This window comes from Bifidobacterium primatium (genome assembly GCF_002802875.1).
Taxonomy (GTDB): Bacteria; Actinomycetota; Actinomycetes; order Actinomycetales; family Bifidobacteriaceae; genus Galliscardovia; species Galliscardovia primatium.
The window spans coordinates 740,694-763,041 of record NZ_PEBI01000001.1 but is presented as its reverse complement, the minus strand read 5'-3'; the positions used below and the strand labels follow the sequence as shown (position 1 = coordinate 763,041).

Below are 22,348 nucleotides of genomic sequence, written 5' to 3'. Positions count from 1 at the left end.
ATCACATCTCCTTTCCGTTGCCGTTGCCGTCGTTGGCGGCATTGTCGTCGTTGCCGCTGCCGCCGGGACTATTCGTCGCGCTATTCGTTGCGGAGCCGGCGGCCGCGTCCGAAGCCGTGTGCTTCGGACGACGGGCGTTCGCATCGCCCGAAGCGGCACGCGGCGCGACCATCGGCAGCGCCAGTCCCCGAAGCCGGCTGCGCACGGAGAACAGGGCGCGGATGTCCTCGTCCTTCATCGAGCCGAGCATCATCTGCCGCTGGATGTTGTCGCGGATGTATTCGATGGCGATGAGGAATCCGATCATCAGCAGGATCCACAGCGCCCACGCGGCCAGGATCACCACCTTGCGGCTGGCGTCCACGAAATTCGAACTCACGGAGAACAGCACGATCAGCGCGATGGGCACGATGATGCCGGCCACGATCGCACCGATCTTGAGGCGCGGGTACAGGCGGGCGAACTTCATGGCCCGATGATGGATGGCCGCGCGGTATTCGGTGCGGTTCGACAGCGCGCGGATGGCCTGCGAGAAGCGGTACCGGCGGAACGGCGTCTCGATCTTCTCGCCGATGATGATGTCGCTCTGCTCGATTTCGCGGGCGAACAGACGGTTGAGGTTCGTCAGGTACGGGCGCAACGCCAGACCGAGGATGAAGCTCGCCACGATGAACACGAACAGGTGGCCGATGGCCGTCGCGTAATGGTTCTCGTAGAAGCCGCCGATGGTCTCGCGCAGCGCGTCGATGCTGTACGTGAACGGGAAGAACGGGTAGAGATGGCGGAAGAACCCCGGCATCATCTCTATCGGGTAGAGGCCGGAGGCGCCCGGGATCTGCACGATGATGAGCAGTACGCACAGCGCCTTGCCCACGTGCTGGAACGTGGTCGAGAGCGAATACGTGATGCTCAGATACGTGAGCGAGGTGAGCGCGCCGGTCGCGATGAACGCGGGCACGTTCGCCGCCTGCACGCCGATGATGAGGTCGCCCACGCAGCAGATGACGCCCTGCGCGATGGCGAACATGGCAAACAGCAGCCAACGGCCGAGATAGCTCTGCCCGATGGTCAGGCCGTCGATGCCCTCGTCGTCCACCTCGAGCTTCACGATCACCATGAGCACGAACGCGCCCACCCACAGCGAAAGGTCGGTGAACAGCGGCGCCATGCCCGAACCGTACGAGTTCACGGGGAAGAGCGTGTCGGTTTTGAGCGTGGTGGGGGAGAACATGAAGTCGGCGATCTTCGTGGCGTCGAGCTTGCCGCTCGAAGTGAGCTTCTTCCATGCGTCCGACGTCGACAGCGCGGTCACGTCGGTCTGTGCGGTCTTGAGGTCGGTTTCGATGTCGCCCAGCGTGGCGTCGGTCTGCTCAAGGGCCTTGGCCGTGGTGGCGAGCGTGGAGTCGAGCTGGTCGAGCACGGCCGATGTCTGGTCGACCAGGCCCTGCTGGCGTTCGATGGCACCGCTCAGGCCGCTGGCCGTGGAGCTCAGTTGGGCGAGGCCGGAGTTGACCTGCGGCATGGTGGTGTCGCCGAGCGTGGCCCGGTAGCCGTCCACCGTCGTCAGCGTGTTCCGCACGGCCGTGTCGAGACTGTTCGTGGCCCCGGCGACCGACGTCGCCGTCCTGCCGGTGTCGTCGCTGAGCGTCGAAAGATTGTCGAGCGTCTGCTTTGCGGCCGCGTTCTCGTGCTTGAGGCCGGTCACGCCGTCGCCGTTGCGGCCGTTGATGAGCTGGTGCAGCTGCGAGCGCACCGTCGAATTCTCTGGCAGCGACTGCTCGATGGATTCGAGCGCCGCGATGACCTCCGCATTGCGTTCGTTCACGCTTTTGCCGGTCTCGATGGCCGAGTCAACCGTGCCCTTTGCGGCGGTGATCTTGCCGGCCACCGTGCCCACGGAGACGTTCGCCTTCGACGACGACTGCGACAGCAGCCTCGAACCCTGGTCGAGCGTCGATGACATCGACGACGAGAACTTCGTCAGATCGTTGCTTGTCGACGTCAGCAGCTTCGACGTGCCTTGCAGTCCCTGGCTCAGCACCGCCGCCTGCTTCTGTGCCTGGGTCAGCGTGGTCTTCGCGCCGGCCGCCTTCGTGCGGGCCGCCGCGACCGTGGCGTCGAGGTCGGCGATGGAGTCTCGCGCCGACTGCAGGTTGCCGACGGATTTGCCGAGCGTCTTCGTCGCGTTCGACTGCGCGGTGCGGGCCTTGCCCTGCACCTGCGCTATCTTGTCGTTCACCGTGGCCGTGATCACCTGACTGGCCGTGGAGACGAACGTGTTGTTGATCTGCGTGTCCAGCGTGGTCGACCCGATGTCGGTGATCTTCGGGGCGATGGCGTTCGCCTTCTCGTTCACGTAGTATTCGAGCTTCGGCTGCTTGAAGTCACCCGAGACGAGCGTGGCGAGATTCCTGCTGAAATCCTTGGGGATGACGAACGCGGCATAGCTGCGGCCCGACTTCACCTCGTCGAGCGCGTCGGCCCGGCTGACGAAATGCCAGCCCAGCTGGTCGTTCGACTTCATGCTCTCCACGATCTGGTCGCCGAGATTGAGCTTGCCGAGCATGTCGCTGTTCGTGCCCTCGTCCTCGTTCGCCACGGCCACCTGGATCGACTTCGTGTTCCCGTACGGATCCCAGAATCCGACGATGTTGAACCACGCGTACAGCGACGGGATGACGACCAGACCGACGCAGATCACCCAGGCTGCGGGCACCCTCAGCAGTCGGAGCAGGTCGCGTTTGACCAGACGCAATACATTTCCCACGGACTCCCCGCTCCCATCTATGCACGTTTCCGTGCCGTTTCCTGTGCCGTCGCGGCCGCATCGTCCCATGACCTCCGCCGGCTGCATGTCGTGCGTCGCTCGGTCATGGAATCGAGCACTACGTATTCCGTAGCACTACGGTAAGCGTAGTGGTTGACAACCGCAGAACGGCCACATCGCGCCTCCTATACTGGGAGCGGCGACAGACCGCCGCCATCTCAAGCGAAGGGGAACCGTCATGGTCACATATCACGCCGGAGAAGACAACCGCCGTTCGCATCGCGGCATGCGCCGCCGAGCCAACCCATGGAACCCGCTCTGCGCCATCGCCGGCATTCTCGTGGTGCTCGCCGGTCTCGCCGTCGCCATCCGCGGCATCGCCCCGCAGATGGTCCCCGTCGTCAAAGACCAGACGCTCACCACATGGACCATCGTCGCCGGCGTCCTCGCCGTGCTTACGCTCATCCTCGTCATTCTTGCCCGCGTCACCGCGCCGGCCGGCCGACGCCGCAGCGGCGCTTCGTCATGGGGCATTCTCGCCATCGTTCTCGCCCTGCTCATGATGTGCGCCGGCCTCGTCACCAGCAATCTGTTCTCCGAAGGCGTCGTCAAGCCCGAGGTCCGCGATGAGGCCCCCATCAGCAACACCGAGGAAATGCAGAGCGGCGTCGAAGGCGTATTCGGCGCCTGCACCACCAAATGGCAAAGCGTCAACGCCAGCCAATACCCCGGCGTCAAGGCCATCTACCTGTGCAAGCAGACCCGCGTCGCCTACGCCATCTTCGACAACACCTCCGCCATCGGCCTCTACAAGGCCCCGCTCGCCACCCAGGCCTCCAAGCTCCTCGACCAATACTCCGGCGAGGTCGGCTCCACCAAATACGCCATGCTCATCGGCAAGCAGTGGATTCTCGTCGGCGAGCAAAGCAAAATCGAAAAGCTGCAGCATTCGTGGGGCGGCACCATCAACACCATCGAATGAATCACCGTGCGATGAAGCGTCATCCGCACGACCGATGGATTTGGATGTAAAAACACTGAAAAGCCGATGCGCTCCATCGATATCGGCGGCAATCTCATGGATTGCGATGCATATCGGGGAAAATGCTGCCGAATCCATCGACGAATGACGATTGGAGATTACAAAACCGCATGATTCCAACGTTTTGAAAATGAACGCGTTGTATTGTTCATGGACTGCGATGCAAAACGCTGATATTGCAACGCAATCCATCGTTCGGGCCGCATTGTGGCCGCCGTCTCACAAACCGTCACGGAAAACAAGGACTGGCACGGATGGCATGAAAGGCGGGCATGCGAAAGGGGCGACTTCCCAGATGAGGAAGCCGCCCCTTTCCGTGATTTCCATGATCCCAACCGACGGATGCCGCTCGGATGGTTCATGAATGCGGATCACATGACGTCGCCGCTGGACTGGCTGTAGGAGGAGCCGTAGCTGCTGCCGGAACCGTTCGAGCTGCCGGAATCGGAACTCGAGCCGGAGCCGGAATTGGAATCGGACCCGGAGTTGGAGCCGGAGCCGCTGTATCCGTTGGTTCCCGAACCGTTGCTGTATCCGTTGCCGTTGCCATATCCCGGCATCTGCATCGAGCGTCCGTATCCGGGCATATTGCCGGGCTTATGCGTCTGCGAGAATATGTACGAGCCGCCGAATCCGCCCAGCAGACCGCACACCAGTGCGATCGCCGCCACCAGTGCGAGGCTGCGGCCCTTCAGTTCGGTGATCGCCGCCAATCCCTTGCCCTTGGTTTTCGTCTTCGTTTTCAAGGCTGGGCCGGTTGCCGTACCGTCGTTTGATGCCGTGCCGTTCGGTGTCGTGGTGTTCGTAGTGCCCTGGGCCTGCGCCGCCGACTGGTACTGATATTGCGGCGTCTGATAGGCGGCCGTCTGGTATTGCGCCGACTGATACTGGCCGGCCGCGGACGGCTGCGACTGCGCGGCCGCCGATGAATTCGCCGGCGTGGCATACGATGCGTCTGTTCCGGCATATGCCGGAGCCGCATACGTCTGCTGCGTCTGCGTTGCGGGCTGCTGGTATGACTGCTGCGGCTGTGCCGTCTGTGCTTGTGCCTGTGCCGTCTGCGCGCCGAACGCCGACGGGCTCGCGTTCCGCCCTGCGTTCTGTTGGGCGTCCGCCGAGGGAATCGGCCGCGCCGGCTGCACGGTTTCGGTCGGTGCCTCCTGCGCCTTCTTCGCCTGGGGATCCAGCACGACCGTCTGGGGGTCGTCGGTCTCGCGGCCGTCCGCTTTGCCGGTGCCGGTCGCGTTGGCGACATTGGGATCGGGATTGGTGTTGATTGCGTTGGGGGCGTTGTCGGTCATCATGCACTTCCTTGGAGCGGGGAACATTCGTTGTACTGCTGATTCTCAGTAAACGACGCCCGCCGCAAGGCCGACTGGACCGTTACGCAACATCCCCTGCGACTTTTGCCGATGTATCGTGAAAGCTTCCTGAACGAAACCTGAAATCGGCTCGTGACGGAGCGTCATTCGCACGGCTGAAGACTCGACGTATTTGAATACGCCTTCGCCTTCCGCCCTGCGAATGCCGCACGCGTCACGAGCCGATTTGCGGTGTCATACGGTCATGGCGGCGCGACGGCGGCATCTGCCTACGTACCGCAGGTGAATTGGTGCGTAATGCGTGTGGCATCGGCCGAATGGGAGACAAAGGCGTATATCAATACGTCGAGTCTGCCAATCGGCCGATGACGCTCCATTACGTACCGATTCACAGTCCGTATTCCTCGTGGGCGAACTTCTCCAGCGCCGGAATCGAGCGCTTCACCTTCTCGGTGTCGATGCAGTAGGCCATGCGGAAGTAGCCGGGCACGCCGAAGCTGTCGGACGGCACGAGGATGAGGTCGTGCTCCTTGGCCTTGAGGCAGAATGCGGTCGCGTCGTCCTCGAGGGCCTTGGGGAAGATGTAGAACGTGCCGCCGGGGCGCACCACGTCGAATCCGATGCCGGTCAGGGCGTCGTACAGCAGGTTCATGTTCGTCTCGTACACGGAAAGGTCGGCGGTCTTGTCGAGCACCTTGGAGACGCCCAGCTGGATCGAGCTCGGCGGGCAGTTGTGGCCGGTGCCGCGCGAGATCTGACCCATCATCGGCACGAGCAGGTCGGCGTCCGTGGCCGCGGGGTTCACAGCCACATAGCCGATGCGCTCGCCCGGCAGCGAAAGCGACTTCGACCACGAGTAGCAGCTGAGCGTGTTGTCGTAGTACTTCGATGGATACGCCTGCACACCGCCGTCGAACACGATCTCGCGGTACGGCTCGTCGCTGATGAGGAAGATGTCGTGGCCGTATTCCGTCTGCTTGGCGCGCAGGATGCCGGCCAGCTTCTCCAGAGTCTCGGCGGAATACACGGCGCCCGAGGGGTTGTTCGGCGTATTGATGAGCACGGCCATGACGCCGGGGTTCAGCGCCTTCTCGAACGCCTCGAAGTTGATTTGGAAGTTCTCCGTGTCTGCCGGAACGATGGTCAGGTGGGCTCCTGTGCCCTTGACGTATGGCTGGTATTCGGGGAAGTACGGCGCGAACGTGATGATCTCGTCGCCCGGCTTCGTCACCGCGCGCATGGCGTGGGCGAGCGCGCCGGCCGCGCCCGTGGTGGGGAAGATGTGGTTGCCGGTGTAGTCCATGCCGAAGCGCGCGTTCAACGATTCGGCGATGGCGTCCTTCACCTCGGGGATGCCGAGCGAGGGGGAGTAGCCGTGGATGGCCACCGGATCGCCGTGCGCATACAGGTCGACCATCGCGTCGGTGAACGCGGCGGGGGCGGGCACGCTCGGATTGCCGAGGCTGTAGTCGAACACGTTCTCGTAGCCGATCTGCTTGCCGCGCGCGGTCGCGTATTCGCTCAGTTCGCGGATGACGGACTTGCCGCCAAGCATCGCCTTGTAATCCTCGTTGATCATTCCATGCTCCTGTTCTCTACGTATTTTCCGCACGTTTCCCGTGCGTATGCGTTATGCGCGTATCCCAGTGCTTGCCGTTTTACCATGACGCGACGAACGTTTCATCGCATCTTCCGCGTAATCAGCAGCACATGATGTCGTTCCGCGTCGGTCGTCGCGAAGATATACGTGCTGCCGCCGTCCTTGACCTTGAGCTTCCTGCGAAGCGCCGCCACGTTCATCGGGAAGTTCCGCGTGGCGATGTTCGCATGCGTGACGCCGGCAAGCACGGTCTTGAGCTCGCGCTTGCCCATGCCGGTCACGGCGTCGACGGCGAATGCGCGGCCGGGGAAGTCGGTGACGGGTCGGTCCGATACGAACAGATGGCTGTTCGCGCCGATCTGCCGTACGCCGTATCGCCGTTCGATAAGCGTGAAGCAGCCGGCCTTCATGATCGAGGCGTTCGGCTCGTAGAGGTATCGGTATTCGGCGTCATCCGTTGCACCGGCGTCCGCCGAATCGGCGTCATCGGCGATCGCATTCTCGGCGTCGTCGATGTTTTCGTCATCGTTGCCGATATCGATGATCTCACCGGATTCATCAATATGATATTCGACTATATTCGAATCATTGACGCAATACATGCGAATATGACGATTGTCTGCGTTGATGCCGTCGCCGTCGCTGCCATCGCCGTCACCGACATGCTCATCCGACGACCCTCCCAGCACGATAAGCAGCTCCTTGCATTCGTTGCCCGTCGAAACGATATGCACCTCGCGCACGAATTCGACGCCGCCAAGGTCATGCACGGCCTTGCGCCAGTCAAGCATGGGGGAGAGCTTCACCATCACGTATCGGGCACGGTCGAGCAGCAGCGGCTCCAACGCGATGACATCGGGAGTGCAGTCGGCGATGGCATACGTTCGCGCACCATGCGAATCGCGCCGCGCCGGATCGACGAAGATCATCGTGACGGACGGATCCGCATCGTATGCGCCCGTCACGATGATCTTCGTCGAATCCGCGTTGACGACACGAACGCTCGTCAATCCCAGCGCCGCCATATTATGCTCGGCGACCTCGCACAGATGCGACTGTCGCTCCACGTATATGCCCCGAGAAAACGCGCGCGCCATATATGAGAAATCCACGCCGAAGCCGCCGGTCAGATCGATGAGCGTCGTGTCGGCCGGCGATGCCGCCGTATCGAAAGGCGTCGTCGTGCCGTTTCCCGTAGGATCGGCCGAGGCCATCAGTCGCCGGGCCACATCCGCCTTGTACAGCGCAGTCGTCTGCGACGAGCACTGCTCCATCGAAATATGCGGCGGATAGATGATGCCGTCATGCGCGGTCCAATCGAGAAGTTTCGTCCGCGCGCGTTGCCATCCGTCGATCTGCTCCAGCGCGGTCGTCATGTCGACGCCGTCGCCGGCCTTGGCATGCAACGCCAGATCGCGCACGTCGCCATCGCGATGCGCACGGATGAATTCACGAGTTTCAGGGCTGATATCCACGCCAACATTGTAGATGACAGGGCACATATGGGAAGAGCCGGCTATTTATCAGCCGGCTCTTTCATCAAGTGGACTGCCTTGCGGCAGGCATATTCCCCTTCGGCACGCTCGATGTGGTCGCGCGCCCTGCGCCTACAAACAGTCCACTGGACTGTTTGCTTAACGGCGCATGTCTCGGGAGGACTGCCTTGCGGCAGACGTATTTTTCACCTCGCGCTCGATGAATCGCGCTCGCTGCACCTACAAACAGTCCACTGGACTGTTTGCTTAACGGCGCAGCCCTTTGGGCACATATGGAAAGAGCCGGCTATTTATCAGCCGGCTCTTTCCATATGTGCCCCCCGTGGGACTCGAACCCACAACCCACGACTTAAAAGGACGCTGCTCTAACCAATTGAGCTAGAGGGGCAACGACATGCCATCATACAGCCATGCGTCGGAAAAATGCAAATTCCGATGCGGAAGCGCATCGCTTTGCCGAACGCACATCGGAAAAGAGAAAAAACACAGAAAGAAAAGAGGCGATAAATAAACGATAAGGGGAAGCGCCAGACCGTGAATGCGCCTGTCGGCGCAAGGGCCGCTCTCGGCGGCAAAAAATGGAGCCCGGGGCAATGCACGGCCCGACGCGGCTACCAGTGTACGGCATGGCGGCCGCATCGCCAAACGCGAGTGTTCGCGCACGGCGGCATCGCGGCCGAAATGCCGCCTGCAAGCCAATCCCTACTCCAACCGGCCTTCGCGCCAGAGCTTGGCGCCCTTGAGGAAATCCGTGGCCGTGCCATGCAGCGACTTCGCCGTCTTGACGAAGTGCGCGGCACCGGTGTTCGCCGCGGACTCGCCGAGCTCGGCCGCCCGCTCCTGGCGGCGGCGAGCCTCGGCCATAAGCCCCGCCGAAATCACCGAGCAGAAGGCGCTCGCACGCTCCAACGCCACGGCGAAGTCGCCGACGAACGCGCCGGAGAGAATCGAATCCGCCGTTCGGGCGATGTCTTCCGCGGTCGGCGCCTGATCGACGCCGGCGATGGCGGAGGAGACGCCCGCAACCGGCTCGCCCACGCGCCACAGACGCGAAATGGACTCGCGGTTGCGATGCATCCACGTGCGCAGCATGTACAGTCGCCACAGCACGCCCGGCAGCGAATCCGGGTCTCCCTCGCTCCACAGTTCGGCCACCAGGTCGACGCCTTCATGCTCGACGAGCGTGAGCACACGCTCAACGACCTGCGGGTCCTGCGTATGATGCACGCGGTCGAGCAGCGACGCGGCCGTCGTATGGCTGATCTCGCTCAGCCGCTGAGGGTCGACGCCGCCGGCGAGATGCTCCACCAGCGCCGGGTCGAGCTGCGCCGGACGCGTGAACCGTCCGGACGCCGCGAAGCCCGAGCCGGCGGCGCGGACGGAGGAGGAACCGTATGCGGAGGAGTTAGTAGACAATAGGGCTTACCTTCTGAATATCGATGATCTGCGGACCGTTTTCCGAATCAATGATATTAAAGACCACGGCATGCCCGGTCGCCATATACGGCGTTTTCGCCGGAAGCTTCTTCGCCAGCGACTTTCGCGTGCACAGTTCCCGCATGTGGTTGAACACGCCGCCGATGACCGGCCGGTGCATGCACACGGCCGTCGTCTGCCCGGTGCGCAGCGTGATCTCCATCTCGTGATGAATGCAGTCCCATGCCGAATCGGGATGGTCGGCGAACGCGTCCTCGGTCAGGTCGTCGGCCAGATTCACCGGCAGGCCGGTCTGCCATGCGAACGTCTGGATGGTGCCGATGCAGCGCCTCCATGGCGAGGTGACGAGTCGGTTGATGCCGAAGCATGCGATTTCGCGCGTCAGGGCGAACGCGGCGGCCGAGCCGAGCGGCGTCAGCGGCCGGTCGGCGTCGGTGCCGCCCCAGAACTTGCGGCTTTCCGCCTTGCCGTGGCGGATGAGCAGGAACATCTTCGAATGCAGGATGCCGTCGCGCACCTTGCGTACGAATTCGTCGAGGATGCCGCGGTCGAGCGGATGCGTGAGCTTGTGCCGCGCGTCCGCAGGGGAGAGCCATTCGACGTTGTCCACCTCGTTGGGGTCGGTGTTGATGGGGCCGAAAGCGTAGCGGCGCTTCATCGCCGTTTCGGAGTCGATGAGCGAGGCGATCCAGTAGCATACGTGCTTGCGGGGCTTGCGTGGATCGATGCGGTGCATCTTCGCCTTGCCCTCGTCCTCGAGCGGGTATTCGATCTCGCCGAGGTAGGCGCCGAGCGCGACCGCCAGACCGGTTTCCTCGCCGATTTCGCGCACGGCGGCGTGGCGGTGCGATTCGTTGTTCTCGAGCTTGCCCTTCGGCCAGCTCCAATCGTTGTATTTGGGACGGTGCACCACGCAGAGTTCAAGATGCTCCAGGGCGAGGTCCGCGTCGGAATCCCCCCTGCCGAGAATCTCCGCATCATCGCGCCAGCGGTACACTATGCCGCCGGCTGCCTCGACGACCGTAGTACTCATGATCTGTCCTTTGATTGAGTGATAAATTCTCCGGCCTGGTCGTGGGCGTCGGTGACGACGCGACCGTGTCGGGCAGCTCCTATCGTAATTCGAAAAATCATCGGTCGATGACCGGCGGATGCCAGCATATGGGACGACGATGATGCGCGGAAGGCGTTTTCCTTGTATTTGGAACGAAAAACGTTGCGGTCACATTACGGGATGACATCCCGAAAATGTGACCGCAACGTTATGAAAATCCTTGCGTCAATCAATTGACGTGAGGATTATGTGCGAATAGGTTTTCGCAGCTTCGTCAGTTGCCACGGCGGCGACGCGTGTGCTTCTTGATGAGCGCCTCCTGGCTGTCGACCAGCGGCTTGCCCTCGGCGTCACGCGAATGACGCACATAGGTGCCGTCCGGCTGCATGTGCCACGAGCTGGTGGTGTCGGCCATCTGGAAGTCCACGTACTTGATGAGCTCCTCTATCTGCTCCGGCGCGGTGATGCGCACCAGCGCCTCGACTCGACGGTCGAGGTTGCGGTGCATCAGATCGGCCGAACCGATCCACACCTCGGGGCCGGAGGCTGGGCCCTCGCCGATCTGCGGGCCCGCGGAGTTCGCGAACGCGTAGATGCGGCTGTGCTCGAGGAAGCGTCCGAGCACGGAATGCACGCGGATGTTCTCGCTCATGCCGGGCACACCGGGCTTCAGCGCGCAGATGCCACGCTCGACGATGTCGATCTTCACGCCGGCCTGCGATGCACGGTACAGCGCGTCGATGGTCTTCTCGTCGACGATGGAGTTGACCTTGATCTTGATCCAGGCCTCCTTGCCGGCGCGTGCCGCGGCCTCCTCGCGCTGGATGCGCTCGATGAGACCGGTGCGGATGGTGCGCGGGGCGACAAGCAGGCGGTGGAAGCTCGACTTCGGCGCGTAGCCGCTCAGCTGGTTGAACAGGCGGGTCAGATCCTGGCCGACGACCGGGTCGCAGGTGAGCAGGCCGAGGTCGGTGTACAGGCGGGCGGTCTTCGGGTTGTAGTTACCCGTGCCCACGTGGCAGTAGCGCTTGAGGCCGTCGGCCTCCTGACGCACGACGAGGCACAGCTTGCAGTGGGTCTTCAGACCCACGATGCCGTACACCACGTGCACGCCGGCGCGCTCGAGCTTGCGGGCCCAGGCGATGTTGGCGTCCTCGTCGAAGCGCGCCTTGATCTCCACCAGCGCCAGCACCTGCTTGCCCGCATGGGCGGCGTCGATAAGGGCGTCGATGATCGGCGAGTTCGAGCTGGTGCGGTACAGCGTCTGCTTGATGGCCAGCACCTTCGGGTCGGCGGCGGCCTGCGCGAGGAACGCCTGGAACGACGTGGAGAACGAGTCGTAGGGGTGGTGCAGCAGCACGTCGCGCTCGCGGATGGCGGCGAAGATGTCCTGCGCGCGGCTCGACTCGACCTCGGCGATCTGGCGGTTCGTCGTCGGGATGAACTTCGGGAACTTCAGGTCGGCGCGGTCGATGGCGCCGAGCTCGAAGAGCACCGTCATGTCGAGCGGGGCCGGCAGACGGTAGACCTCGTCGTCGCTCACGCCGAGCTGGTCGGCGAGCAGATGCGAGAGGAACGGGCTGGTGGCGTCGGAGATCTCCAGACGGATCGGCGGTCCGAAGCGGCGGCGCAGCAGCTCCTTCTCCATGGCGTTGAGCAGGTTCTCGGCATCGTCCTCTTCGACGTCGATGTCCTCGTTGCGGGTGACGCGGAAGGAGCGCGCCTCCTTGATGATCATGCCCGGGAACAGCGACTCGAGGTGGGCGATGAGCAGGTTCTCCATGGTCACGAAGCCGTAACGCACGTTGTTGCTCTCGTCCTCGGTCAGGTCGTCGACGGCGACGAGACGGGGCAGGTTGTCGGGGATCTTCACGCGGGCGAAGTGCGACTTGCCGGAGTTCGGGTTCTCCACGATCACGGCGAGGTTCAGCGAGTTGCCGGAGATGTAGGGGAACGGGTGGGCGGGGTCCACGGCCAGCGGGGTCAGCACGGGGAAGACCTGACGGCGGAAGAACTTGCTCAGGCGCTCCTGCTCGGAGATCGTCAGCTGGCTCCACTTGAGCAGGACGATGTTCTCCTTGGCGAGGTCGGGCAGGATGTGCTCGATGGCGTAGCGTGCGTGCTCGTCCTGCAGGCGGTGGGCCTGGTCGGTGATGGCGCGCAGCTGCTGGCGCGGGCTCAGGCCACTGGCCGCGGTGACGGCCAGGCCGGTGTCGATGCGGCGCTTGAGGCCGGCGACGCGGACCATGAAGAACTCGTCGAGGTTGGAGGCGAAGATCGCCTCGAAGTTCGCGCGTTCAAGGACCGGCAGCGACTCGTCCTGGGCGAGCTCCAGAACTCGCTTGTTGAACTTCAGCCAGCTGAGCTCACGGTCGAAGAAGCGGTCGTCGGGCAGCGGGTCGTAGTGGGGAGCGTTCGGATTGAGGCGGCTCTCTTTCGGAGTCTCCGCAATGTGCTCCGCGATCTGACTTTTCAGTATCGCCTTTGAAGGTGCATTGAATATTTGGGCCATGCCTACCACTTTATTATCCATATCGCCGTAATCCGCCCGTAACCCGCCAAAATTCAACGGCAATTCATATTCCTGCCGGATTGCCGTCCTCGCATGGCCTGATTGTGAGCGTGCACGACCGGCGCGCGCCCGCCGATGCCGGCCGTGCACGCCGCGTCGGTGCGTAAATTCCGCGTCTCGTATGCCCGTCGTGGATACTGGAGGTATGCATTCGGCAAAACACGGCGAACCCAGTCAGACTTCCATCAATATCTCCGGCGATGACGTCGTCGACGACCATGCCACCGGGCCGGTCGCCGATGCGGCCGGCATCCACGATGACGCCGCGGGCCCGGATGGCCTGCGTGTGGTGGCGGTTCCCCGCGGCACGGTCGTGCTCGCCGCAACACCCATCGGCAACGTCGGCGACGCCTCGTCGCGGCTGGTCGCCCTGATGGAGCAGGCCGACATCGTCGCCGCCGAGGACACGCGCCGCCTCTACGATCTGGCCCGTCGCCTCGGCGTCCACGTGAACGGCCGCGTTGTGGCCTTCCACGACCACAACGAACGCGGCAAGTCCGACGGTCTGCTCGACGAGGTCGAGGCCGGCGCCTGCGTGCTCGTCGTCTCCGACGCCGGCATGCCCACGATCAACGATCCCGGCCTGTCAATCGTGCGCCGCGCCATCGAACGCGGCCTGCCCGTCACCTGTGCGCCCGGACCGTCCGCCGTGCTCGACGCGCTCGCCCTGTCCGGCCTGCCGACCGACCGCTTCTGCTATGAGGGCTTCATGCCGCGTAAGCATTCCGATCGTGTGCAGCGTCTGCGTGCGCTGCAGTCCGAGCGCCGTACCATCGTGTTCTACGAGACACCGCATCGCATCGCCGATGCGATGGACGACCTGCTCTCCGCATTCGGCCCGGACCGCGCCATGGCCCTGGCCCGCGAACTCACCAAGGACTACGAGGAGATTCGCCGCGGTTCCATCGCCGAGATTCGCGACGGCGTGATCAACGACCCGCCGCGTGGCGAGATCGTGCTGGTCATCGCCGGCGCATCCGAGGACGAGGCCCGCGAGAACTCGGCCTCCACGCTGAGCGTTGAGGAGCTCGCCGTGCTCGCCATCGACCGCGCGCTGGAGGACGGCCTGCGCATCAAGGACGCCATCGCCGAGGTGATCGAGGAGCATCCGCTGCCCGACGGCTCGCTCGCCAACCGCAAGCAGGTCTATTCCGCCGTGCTCAAGATCCGGCAGTAGCGCTCGCTTTCCCGGCCTCGTTTCTCCACCCGTTCTGTCGGCCCGCTCCGTCGGGCTCACTCCTCCAATGAGGAGAACAGCACCTCGAACCCGCGCGCCACGCCGGGGCCGCCGACCTGCGAGACGTATTCCAGCAGTTCCGGCGTCGCCGCCGTGTTCGCAATCAGCCACATGCGCAGTTCCGGCGCATGCTCGGCGATATGCCACAGCACGTCCTCGTTGGTGAGCGGGTCGCTGGCCACCTGCGGGGTGAGACGCAGCGGGGGAGCGGGCGGCTGCAGTCCACGCCGCCGTCTGGCCGGCGCGTTCATCGTGATGCCGCGTATGGTCTTCAGCCGTTTCGGCATCGTTGTGGACTTCGGCGCCTTGCCCGCCGCCCTGCCCGATTCCTCGGTTCTCCGCATGCGTCGCGTTCGTCTCGGCGGTGTGCCCGGCATGCTGTCGTTTCGACTACGACGACTGCGTCGTCGGGATTCCCGTTCCTTTCCTCGGCTCATGATGTGCTTCCGTCGCCTGACGTGTCGTCGCGCTCGTTGCCGCGCCCGTCGTCGGTCGCGCAATCGTGGTCGCGGTTCGTCTCCGCTCCCGCCTGCTGCCGTTCGAGGATTCTCGTCAGCGTCTCCACGCCCTCGCCGTGGTTCGGCCAACGCTGGTTGTCCCACAGCGTCTGCAGACACAGCGCCGCAGGAATCGCATAGGCGGCCAGCAGCCGGACGATGGTGCCGTCCACGTCGATGCTCGCACGCCCGGCCGCATCCATGCAGGCCAGATCGCATATGGTGCGCACCGGCGAGGTCACCCGCAGTTTGCCGAGCTTCATCACCTGCTCGGCGGTCGTCTGGCGGTGGAACACCCTTACCTGCCGTCCGTAGGCGAGCGCCCGGTAGTGCGATCCCGAGATCAGGTCGATGCGTTCGGGGAACGGGCCGCCCAGCCATATCCATGATGCGAGCAGTCCCGCGGCGATGGAGCCGAACGGCACGATGCAGTCGGCGATCGCCGCCCGGCCGTACAACGTGGCCGAATCCCGCGCCATATAGGCGCTGCCTTCGTCGAGCGACGACAGCGTGCCGTCGTCCACCATGCGGCGCAGTCCCAGACTGCCGGGCATGTCGTCGATGAACACGACCGATGGGATGAGCGTGATCAGCGGTTCGGCGTATCCCCGCCGTTCGGGGAGACGCCGGCGTTTGCGCAGGGTCAGCGGATCGATGATGACCGATTCGACCGCCATAGTCGGTTCAATCATCTCCGCCGGTCTGACGGCCGAACCGGCGCGTGCCGGTTTTCCCCGTGCTCCGTCGTCCGGCGGAAGCATCATCGTTGTCGTCCTCGATAGGGTCGCCATGTTCGCTCCATTCCTCGTTGAACGTGTATTCCCTGTGCATTCCCTCGGCATATCGCCGCCCCCTTGGTTCGAACGCTAGCCGCATCGGCACGTCTGCGCGACCGCCTTTCGCATAAATGTGGATAAGTGGAACAACCCCGTCGCATCAACGGCTTCGCGCCGCGTCGTCGCCGTTCGGCGCGAGGCGGCCTGATGTCAACGTCCATGCGGATAATCGAGGGTTATGAGTCATATTCTTGTTAACGTTGCCTGGCCGTATGCCAACGGCCCCCGCCACATCGGCCACGTCGCCGGTTTCGGCGTCCCCTCGGATGTCTACGCGCGCTACGAGCGCATGAAGGGCAATGACGTGCTGATGGTCTCCGGCACCGACGAGCACGGCACCCCGATCCTGGTCGAGGCCGAGAAGGAGGGCGTCACCGCCCAGGAGCTCGCCAACCGCTACAACCGCGTCATCGCCAAGGACCTGTGCGACTTGGGCCTGAGCTACGACCTGTTCACCCGCACCACCACCGGCAACCACGAGCATGTGGTCCAGGAGCTGTTCAAGCAGTGCCTGGAGAACGGCTACATCTACAAGGGCACCCAGCAGGTGGCCATCTCGCCGTCCACCGGCCGCACCCTGCCCGACCGCTACATCGAAGGCGAATGCCCGATCTGCCACACCGACGGTGCGCGTGGCGACCAGTGCGACGCCTGCGGCAACGAGCTCGACCCCATCGACCTCATCAACCCCGTCTCCAAGATCAACGGCGAGACCCCGCGCTTCGAGGAGACCGAGCACTTCTTCCTCGACCTTCCGGCGCTCGCCGAGGCCAACCTCGCCTGGCTGAAGACCCGCGAGGGCTGGCGCACCGACGCCATCAAGTTCTCCATCGGCCTGTTCAAGGAGGTCAAGCCGCGCGCCATCACGCGTGACATCGACTGGGGCATCCCCGTGCCGGTGGCCGGCTGGATCGACAACCCGAACAAGAAGCTCTACGTGTGGTTCGACGCCGTGATCGGCTACCTGTCGGCCTCCATCGAGTGGGCCCGCCGCAAGGGCGACCCCGAAGCCTGGCGCGCCTGGTGGAACGACCCGGCCACCCCCGGCTACTACTTCATGGGCAAGGACAACATCACCTTCCATTCGCAGATCTGGCCCTCCGAGATGCTCGCCTACAACGGCCAGGGCTCCAAGGGCGGCGAGACCGGTCCGCTTGGTCCGCTGAACCTGCCCGAGCAGGTCGTCGCCTCCCAGTTCATGACCATGGAGGGCCGCAAGTTCAGCTCCTCGCGTGGCATCGTCATCTACGTGAAGGACATCCTCGCCCGCTACCCCGTTGACGCCGTGCGCTACTACATCTCCGTGGCCGGTCCGGAATCCTCCGACTCCGACTTCACGTGGGCCGAGTTCGTGCGCCACAACAACGAGGAGCTCGCCGCCGCATGGGGCAACCTCGTCAACCGCGTGGCCAACCTCATCGCCAAGAACTTCGGCGCCATCCCCGCCATCGACGAGTCCAAGCTCACCGACCAGGACCGCGCCCTGCTCGACGAGTCCAAGGCCGCGTTCGACACCGTCGGCAACCTCATCGAGAAGCATCACCAGAAGGCCGCCCTGGCCGAGGCCATGCGCATCGTCGGCGAGATCAACAAGTACATCTCCGCCATCGAACCGTGGAAGATCAAGGACGACGACGCCCGTCTCGGCACCGTGCTGCACGTCGCCGCACAGGCCGTCTCCGACGCCAACCACCTGCTCGCCCCGTTCCTGCCCCACTCCGCGCAGAAGGTGTGGGAGGCGCTCGGCGGCAAGGGCGTGTTCTCCCCGCTGCCGCGCATCGAGGAGGTCGAGGACCTCGACAAGCCCGGCTTCGAGTACCCGATCATCACCGGCGACTACAAGCTCGGCGTGAACGTGCATCCGTGGAAGAGCGAGCCCATCGAGGTCGGCGCCGAGGTGCCGAAGCCGAAGCCCATCTTCGCGAAGATCCCGAAGGAGGCCGTGCAGGAGGAGCTTGACCGCTTCCAGGCCGAGCTCGACGCCCGTCGTGCCAAGGAGGCTGAGCGCCTCGCCGCCGAGAAGGCCAAGCTCGCCGAAGAGTCCAAGTGAGTCCAAGAGTCCAAGTGATTGGATGAGCGATCGAATTCGTGCGATACGGGCCCGATTCCGAGGGGTTCGGGCCCGTGTTTCACAGTTCCGTCACACATTCTCAGGAAAGATTCAGGTTTCTGCATCGTCTTTCCAAGGAACGGGTGATTATATAAGACATGTCAGCGGACAACACCGCTGGTGAGATTCCCAATCGAATCTGATAACTGAACCCTTCTTCTTCTCTCTTCTCTCTTCTCTCAGCCCGGCGGCTTTCTCTCCCGCCGGGCTTCTTCTTTTCTTTTTTCGCTGCGATTCCGCGTCCCCTCCGCGCTCTTCCACAGGCATGAGATGAACGTTACGGATACGCGGATTTTCAGAAAACTCCAAGGTTTTCGCATCGTTGCGCCCAGAAACGGGTGGTTATATATAAACCGTCAGCAAGCAATACCGCTGATGATCCCGCGGGTGGTTCGGCGAAGTCGATTCACCCGGTAAGCGGAACATAATTGAATCAGCATAATTGAACCCTTCTTCTCTCTTCCTTTCTCTGATTACCCGGTGGCCAGTCCCCACCGGGTTTTTCATTTCCGCGCATTTTCGAGGCCCCTGCCATACTGGTAGGCATGGCAAAACACCACCGCAACCGCAATTGGGCGCCCGCCCCCGAACCCCTCGCCGAATGGACCATCGACAACCATACGCACGTCAAATCCGTCGTTCCGTTCTCCAAGGCTATGAGCCATGAGGCCGAGCTCAGGGGCCAGCCCCCCGTACCCGTCTATTCCGAAGCCGAACTGCTCGACATGGCCGCCGCGGTCGGCATCCGGCAGATTATCGACGTCGGCTGCGAATACCCGCATCTTCAGGACGCCATCGACCTTGCCCGCCAGTTCCCCGACCGGGTCCGGGCGGCCATCGCCATCCACCCCAACGAATCCGTGCTTCACGGCCATCGCGGGGCCAAGGGGCCCGACGGTCTCGAACTCAAGTACAAGCCCTGGCACGACATCTCCTTCGACGACGCCATCGCCGAGGTCCATCGTCTCGCCGTCGCATACCCCGACATCGTCGTGGGCATCGGCGAGACCGGCCTCGACTTCTTCCGCACCGGCGACGCCGCCCGCGACTACCAGCGCGAGGCGTTCCGCGCCCACATCGCGCTCGCCAAGGAACTGAACCTGCCCATGCAAATCCACGACCGCGACGCCCACGCCGACTGCATCGACATCCTCCTCAGGGACGGTGCCCCCGAACGCACCGTGTTCCACTCGTTTTCCGGCGACGCCGCGATGGGCGAGGTCGCCCGCGAACAGGGCTGGTATCTGAGCTTTTCCGGCACCGTGAGCTACAAGGGCAACGAGGGCATCCGCGCCGCGCTCTCCCTCACCCCGCGCGACCACATCCTCGTGGAGACCGATGCGCCGTATCTCACCGCCATGCCGTATCGCGGCCGCACGAACGCGCCGTACATGGTGCCGTACACGCTTACGGCCATGGCCGACGTGCTTGATATCCCCGTCGGCGAGATGGCTGCCATCACCCGCGCCAACGCGCAGCGGGTCTACGGCATCTGACCGGCGCGGCCGGCGACGGCCGTGGTTCCCGCTCGCCGTCGGCGTGCCGGGCCTGCCGTCGACACGCCGAACGCGTGTTCCGCGCCGGCATTGTATCCAAACCGTAATCCGGCATCGTGCCGGTATGGCGTCATGCGACGGCCGGCCGCCGGCTGTCGCATCAACGCCGGCGGTTGACGGCGGAATCGTTCCGAAAAACGTTTGACCTGGGGCATCTTCTGCAAAAAACACCTGGTCGGCACTGGATTCATCTTGCGGCAAATATGGCGTTCCCCTGCGTTTGCCGCTTTTTGCTATCGTCTGGATTTACCAATTCGCCATAGCGGGAGTAGTGTGATGTGGCGAATTAGAGAACGTAAGGATGATGTGAATTCCTGATACCGCAAGTGTTGGAGGTTCCAAGTGACGGAGGAAGCCAAATCCTCCCCGGCCAAGACCGCCTCGCCCAAAACCGGAAAATCCGGTTCGACGAAGACAGCCAGATCGAAGGCGCGAAGCAAAACGCCGATGACAGCCGAGGACACCGGGTCGCTGCTCCCCAAGGGGATTGTCAAACCGCCGAAGATATCACGACAGAGCATGACTCCCGAGGAAAGGGAAGAGGCGGCCCGCGCCAAGCGCGAGGCGGCCAAGGCCGAGAAGAAGGCCGCGAAGGCCCCGAAGACGCCGTGGGGACGATGGTGGCGGAACGTGCAGAACGGTCCGAACCGCATCCAGCTCGGCATGTGCATCGTCGCGTTGGGCGTCGTCTACGGCGATATCGGCACGTCGCCGCTGTACATGGCCCAGTCGTTCCTCTCCGGACAGGGCGGCATCCAGTACGCCGACCGCCATGCCGTGCTCGGCATGCTGTCGCTCCTGTTCTGGGCCATCACGCTGATCACCACCATCAAATACGTGTTCATCGCCATGCGCATCGACAACAAGGGCGAGGGCGGTATCTTCGCGCTGTTCTCGCTCGTCCGTCGATACGGCAAGTGGCTGGCCATCCCCGCCATGATCGGCGGCGCCGCCTTCCTCGCCGATTCGGTGCTGACGCCGGCCGTGTCCATCTCGTCCGCAGTCGAGGGCCTCACCACCATTCCGCAGATCGCGCCGATATTCGACAGCAACGCCAATCTGACGCTCATGATCACCGTGGTCATCATCGTCGTGCTGTTCTGCATCCAGTCGCGCGGCACCGAACGCATCGGCAAGGTGTTCGGCATCGTCGTCATGGTCTGGTTCTCGTTCCTCGCCGTCGTCGGCGTCGCGAACCTCGGGGCCGACTGGACGGTGTTCGAGGCGCTCAACCCCTGGCTGGGCGTCGAGTTCCTGTTCGACCCCGCCAACAAGGCCGGCCTCGCCATCATGGGCACCGTGTTCCTCGCGACCACCGGCGCCGAGGCGCTCTACTCCGACATGGGCCATGTGGGCCGCGGCAACATCTACGCCACATGGCCGTTCATCAAGGTGGCCCTCGTGCTCAACTACTTCGGCCAGGGCGCGTGGATGCTGCGCAACCAGGGCAACGAGCAGCTGTACGGCATCAAAAGCCTCAACCCGTTCTTCCAGATGATGACCCCGAGCATCCGTTCCGTGGCCGTGATCCTTTCCGTCGCCGCCGGCGTCATCGCCTCGCAGGCCCTCATCACCGGCGCGTTCACCATGATCTCCGAGGCAACGAGCCTCAACTGGATGCCGCATCTGCAGGTACGCTACCCGGCCCGCACGCGCGGCCAGCTGTACATCCCCACCGTGAACCTCGTGCTGTGCGTGGCCACGATCACCGTGCTCGCGCTCTTCCGCGACTCCGAGCACATCACCGCCGCCTACGGCCTGGCGCTCACCGTCACGATGATCACCACCACGATCCTGCTCGCCGCCTACATCTGGTGCGCATGGAAGCGCCGCGTGTTCGCCATCGTGTTCGCCATCGTGTTCCTCGCCATCCAGATCCTGTTCTTCCTGGCGTCGATGTCGAAGTTCCTGCACGGCGGCTGGTTCACCATGCTGCTCACCCTGCTCATCCTCGGCATCATGTACACGTGGGACCAGGGCACGAAGGTCGAGCGTTCGCAGCGGCGGCACATGTGGCCCAAGGAGTTCCTGCCCGCGCTCGACGCGCTGCACCGCGACTTCAAGATCCCGTACTACGCCGACAACCTCGTCTATCTGACGTCGGACAACGAGCTGAGGCGTCTCGACACCGACATCTTCTATTCCATCTTCGCGAACCATCCGAAGCGCGCCCGCGCATGGTGGGCCGTGTCGGTGCAGGTGACCGACGACCCGTTCACGCGCGAGTACTCGGTGGAGAACTTCGGCACGAGCTTCCTGTTCCGTGTGCGCATCCGTCTCGGGTTCAAGGTCTCGCAGAACGTCGCCACGTATCTGCACCAGATCATGCACGACCTCATCAAGGACGGCACGCTGCCCCGGCAGTCGTCCATCTATCCGAAGGTCGACGCCGATCCCGAGATCGGCACCATCCGGTACGTGCTCGTGCACAAGGCCCTCATGCCGGAGTCGAAGATAACGTCGCGCGGCGCCACGTCGCTGCGCGTGAAGTACGCGATCCGTCATGTGGCCGGCAACCCCGTCAAGTGGTTCGGTCTGACGGCGTACAATCCCGTCGTCGAGATCCAGCCGCTGTTTGTCTCCACGCACAAGGTGCCGGCCCTCAAGCGTGTGGCGCTGCGCAAGCCGAAGCGTCCGGTCACGTTGCAGGAGATCCGCGCCGAGCAACGCGACGAGGAGGAGAACGCCCGCGCCGCCGAGATCTCGGCCCGCGAAAGCCACGAGTATGCGAGGCCGAACTTCGAGCTGCGGCCCGCGTCAAGCGTCGGCCGCGGAAAACAGGCGTCGCGCGCGGCCGACCGGTCCACGGCCGCGCTATAGAC

The 22,348-nt window shown here is 63.6% G+C and carries 14 protein-coding genes and 1 tRNA gene; 5 read left to right on the top strand and 10 right to left on the bottom strand.

Annotated features, from left to right (window positions below; genetic code table 11):
* Position 1: 1 nt before the first annotated feature.
* A complete protein-coding gene (locus CS006_RS02925) occupies positions 2-2,767 on the bottom strand; it encodes a YhgE/Pip domain-containing protein (protein ID WP_165777195.1) in 2,766 nt (921 codons plus the stop codon).
* 238 nt (positions 2,768-3,005) lie between these two features.
* On the opposite strand from CS006_RS02925, the gene CS006_RS02920 reads away from it, so the two are divergent.
* Entirely contained in the window at positions 3,006-3,749 is a 744-nt protein-coding gene (locus CS006_RS02920) for a DUF5336 domain-containing protein (RefSeq protein ID WP_100510252.1), read from the top strand.
* 431 nt (positions 3,750-4,180) lie between these two features.
* On the opposite strand, the gene CS006_RS02915 is transcribed toward CS006_RS02920, so the two are convergent.
* The 7 genes from CS006_RS02915 to CS006_RS02885 all read right to left on the bottom strand — a co-directional run bounded on the left by CS006_RS02915 (position 4,181) and on the right by CS006_RS02885 (position 13,230).
* Positions 4,181-5,113, bottom strand: coding sequence for a hypothetical protein (locus CS006_RS02915; RefSeq protein ID WP_100510251.1), 933 nt, complete (start codon positions 5,111-5,113; stop codon positions 4,181-4,183).
* Between the two features lie 406 nt (positions 5,114-5,519).
* Complete coding sequence (locus CS006_RS02910; RefSeq protein WP_100510250.1) at positions 5,520-6,710, bottom strand: pyridoxal phosphate-dependent aminotransferase; 1,191 nt, start codon at positions 6,708-6,710, stop codon at positions 5,520-5,522.
* Between the two features lie 101 nt (positions 6,711-6,811).
* Positions 6,812-8,206, bottom strand: coding sequence for a THUMP-like domain-containing protein (locus tag CS006_RS02905; RefSeq protein ID WP_207759988.1), 1,395 nt, complete (start codon positions 8,204-8,206; stop codon positions 6,812-6,814).
* Positions 8,207-8,541: 335 nt separating this feature from the next.
* Positions 8,542-8,615: transfer RNA gene (locus CS006_RS02900), tRNA-Lys, on the bottom strand.
* 314 nt (positions 8,616-8,929) lie between these two features.
* Positions 8,930-9,643 (bottom strand): thymidine phosphorylase, encoded by a 714-nt coding sequence (locus CS006_RS02895; protein ID WP_100510248.1) that lies wholly within the window; start codon positions 9,641-9,643, stop codon positions 8,930-8,932.
* Positions 9,633-10,697: an NUDIX hydrolase gene (locus CS006_RS02890; RefSeq protein WP_100510247.1), complete on the bottom strand. Its 1,065-nt coding sequence runs from the start codon at positions 10,695-10,697 to the stop codon at positions 9,633-9,635. The genes CS006_RS02895 and CS006_RS02890 overlap by 11 nt, the downstream gene beginning before the upstream one ends.
* Positions 10,698-10,992: 295 nt before the next feature.
* Entirely contained in the window at positions 10,993-13,230 is a 2,238-nt protein-coding gene (locus tag CS006_RS02885) for an RNA degradosome polyphosphate kinase (RefSeq protein ID WP_100510246.1), read from the bottom strand.
* 205 nt (positions 13,231-13,435) lie between these two features.
* Between CS006_RS02885 and rsmI the strand changes: the two genes are divergently transcribed.
* Entirely contained in the window at positions 13,436-14,467 is a 1,032-nt protein-coding gene (gene rsmI / locus CS006_RS02880; protein ID WP_100510245.1) for a 16S rRNA (cytidine(1402)-2'-O)-methyltransferase, read from the top strand.
* Between the two features lie 56 nt (positions 14,468-14,523).
* On the opposite strand, the gene CS006_RS02875 is transcribed toward rsmI, so the two are convergent.
* Positions 14,524-14,871 (bottom strand): variant leucine-rich repeat-containing protein, encoded by a 348-nt coding sequence (locus tag CS006_RS02875; protein ID WP_243386628.1) that lies wholly within the window; start codon positions 14,869-14,871, stop codon positions 14,524-14,526.
* An 89-nt stretch (positions 14,872-14,960) separates the two neighbouring features.
* Positions 14,961-15,701, bottom strand: coding sequence for a hypothetical protein (locus tag CS006_RS02870; protein ID WP_100510244.1), 741 nt, complete (start codon positions 15,699-15,701; stop codon positions 14,961-14,963).
* Positions 15,702-16,038: 337 nt separating this feature from the next.
* Here CS006_RS02870 and metG point away from each other — a divergent pair, with 337 nt between their 5' ends.
* From metG to CS006_RS02855, 3 genes are all read left to right on the top strand, one after another.
* Positions 16,039-17,910: a methionine--tRNA ligase gene (metG, locus tag CS006_RS02865; RefSeq protein WP_100510243.1), complete on the top strand. Its 1,872-nt coding sequence runs from the start codon at positions 16,039-16,041 to the stop codon at positions 17,908-17,910.
* A 605-nt stretch (positions 17,911-18,515) separates the two neighbouring features.
* Positions 18,516-19,466 carry a TatD family hydrolase gene (locus CS006_RS02860; protein WP_100510242.1) on the top strand — a complete coding sequence of 317 codons (951 nt, stop codon included), beginning with the start codon at positions 18,516-18,518 and terminating at the stop codon, positions 19,464-19,466.
* Positions 19,467-19,973: 507 nt separating this feature from the next.
* A complete protein-coding gene (locus CS006_RS02855) occupies positions 19,974-22,346 on the top strand; it encodes a KUP/HAK/KT family potassium transporter (protein ID WP_100510241.1) in 2,373 nt (790 codons plus the stop codon).
* Positions 22,347-22,348 lie beyond the last annotated feature (2 nt).

What these genes read in the sequence shown, in the direction of transcription:
- CS006_RS02885 (WP_100510246.1), bottom strand. Translation starts at nt 13,230, where the DNA reads ATGGCCCAAATATTCAATGCACCTTCAAAGGCGATACTGAAAAGTCAG.
- rsmI (WP_100510245.1), top strand. Translation starts at nt 13,436, where the DNA reads ATGCATTCGGCAAAACACGGCGAACCCAGTCAGACTTCCATCAATATC.
- CS006_RS02890 (WP_100510247.1), bottom strand. Translation starts at nt 10,697, where the DNA reads ATGAGTACTACGGTCGTCGAGGCAGCCGGCGGCATAGTGTACCGCTGG.
- CS006_RS02920 (WP_100510252.1), top strand. Translation starts at nt 3,006, where the DNA reads ATGGTCACATATCACGCCGGAGAAGACAACCGCCGTTCGCATCGCGGC.
- CS006_RS02855 (WP_100510241.1), top strand. Translation starts at nt 19,974, where the DNA reads ATGACAGCCGAGGACACCGGGTCGCTGCTCCCCAAGGGGATTGTCAAA.
- CS006_RS02860 (WP_100510242.1), top strand. Translation starts at nt 18,516, where the DNA reads ATGGCAAAACACCACCGCAACCGCAATTGGGCGCCCGCCCCCGAACCC.
- CS006_RS02875 (WP_243386628.1), bottom strand. Translation starts at nt 14,871, where the DNA reads ATGCGGAGAACCGAGGAATCGGGCAGGGCGGCGGGCAAGGCGCCGAAG.
- CS006_RS02910 (WP_100510250.1), bottom strand. Translation starts at nt 6,710, where the DNA reads ATGATCAACGAGGATTACAAGGCGATGCTTGGCGGCAAGTCCGTCATC.
- CS006_RS02915 (WP_100510251.1), bottom strand. Translation starts at nt 5,113, where the DNA reads ATGATGACCGACAACGCCCCCAACGCAATCAACACCAATCCCGATCCC.
- metG (WP_100510243.1), top strand. Translation starts at nt 16,039, where the DNA reads ATGAGTCATATTCTTGTTAACGTTGCCTGGCCGTATGCCAACGGCCCC.
- CS006_RS02870 (WP_100510244.1), bottom strand. Translation starts at nt 15,701, where the DNA reads ATGGCGGTCGAATCGGTCATCATCGATCCGCTGACCCTGCGCAAACGC.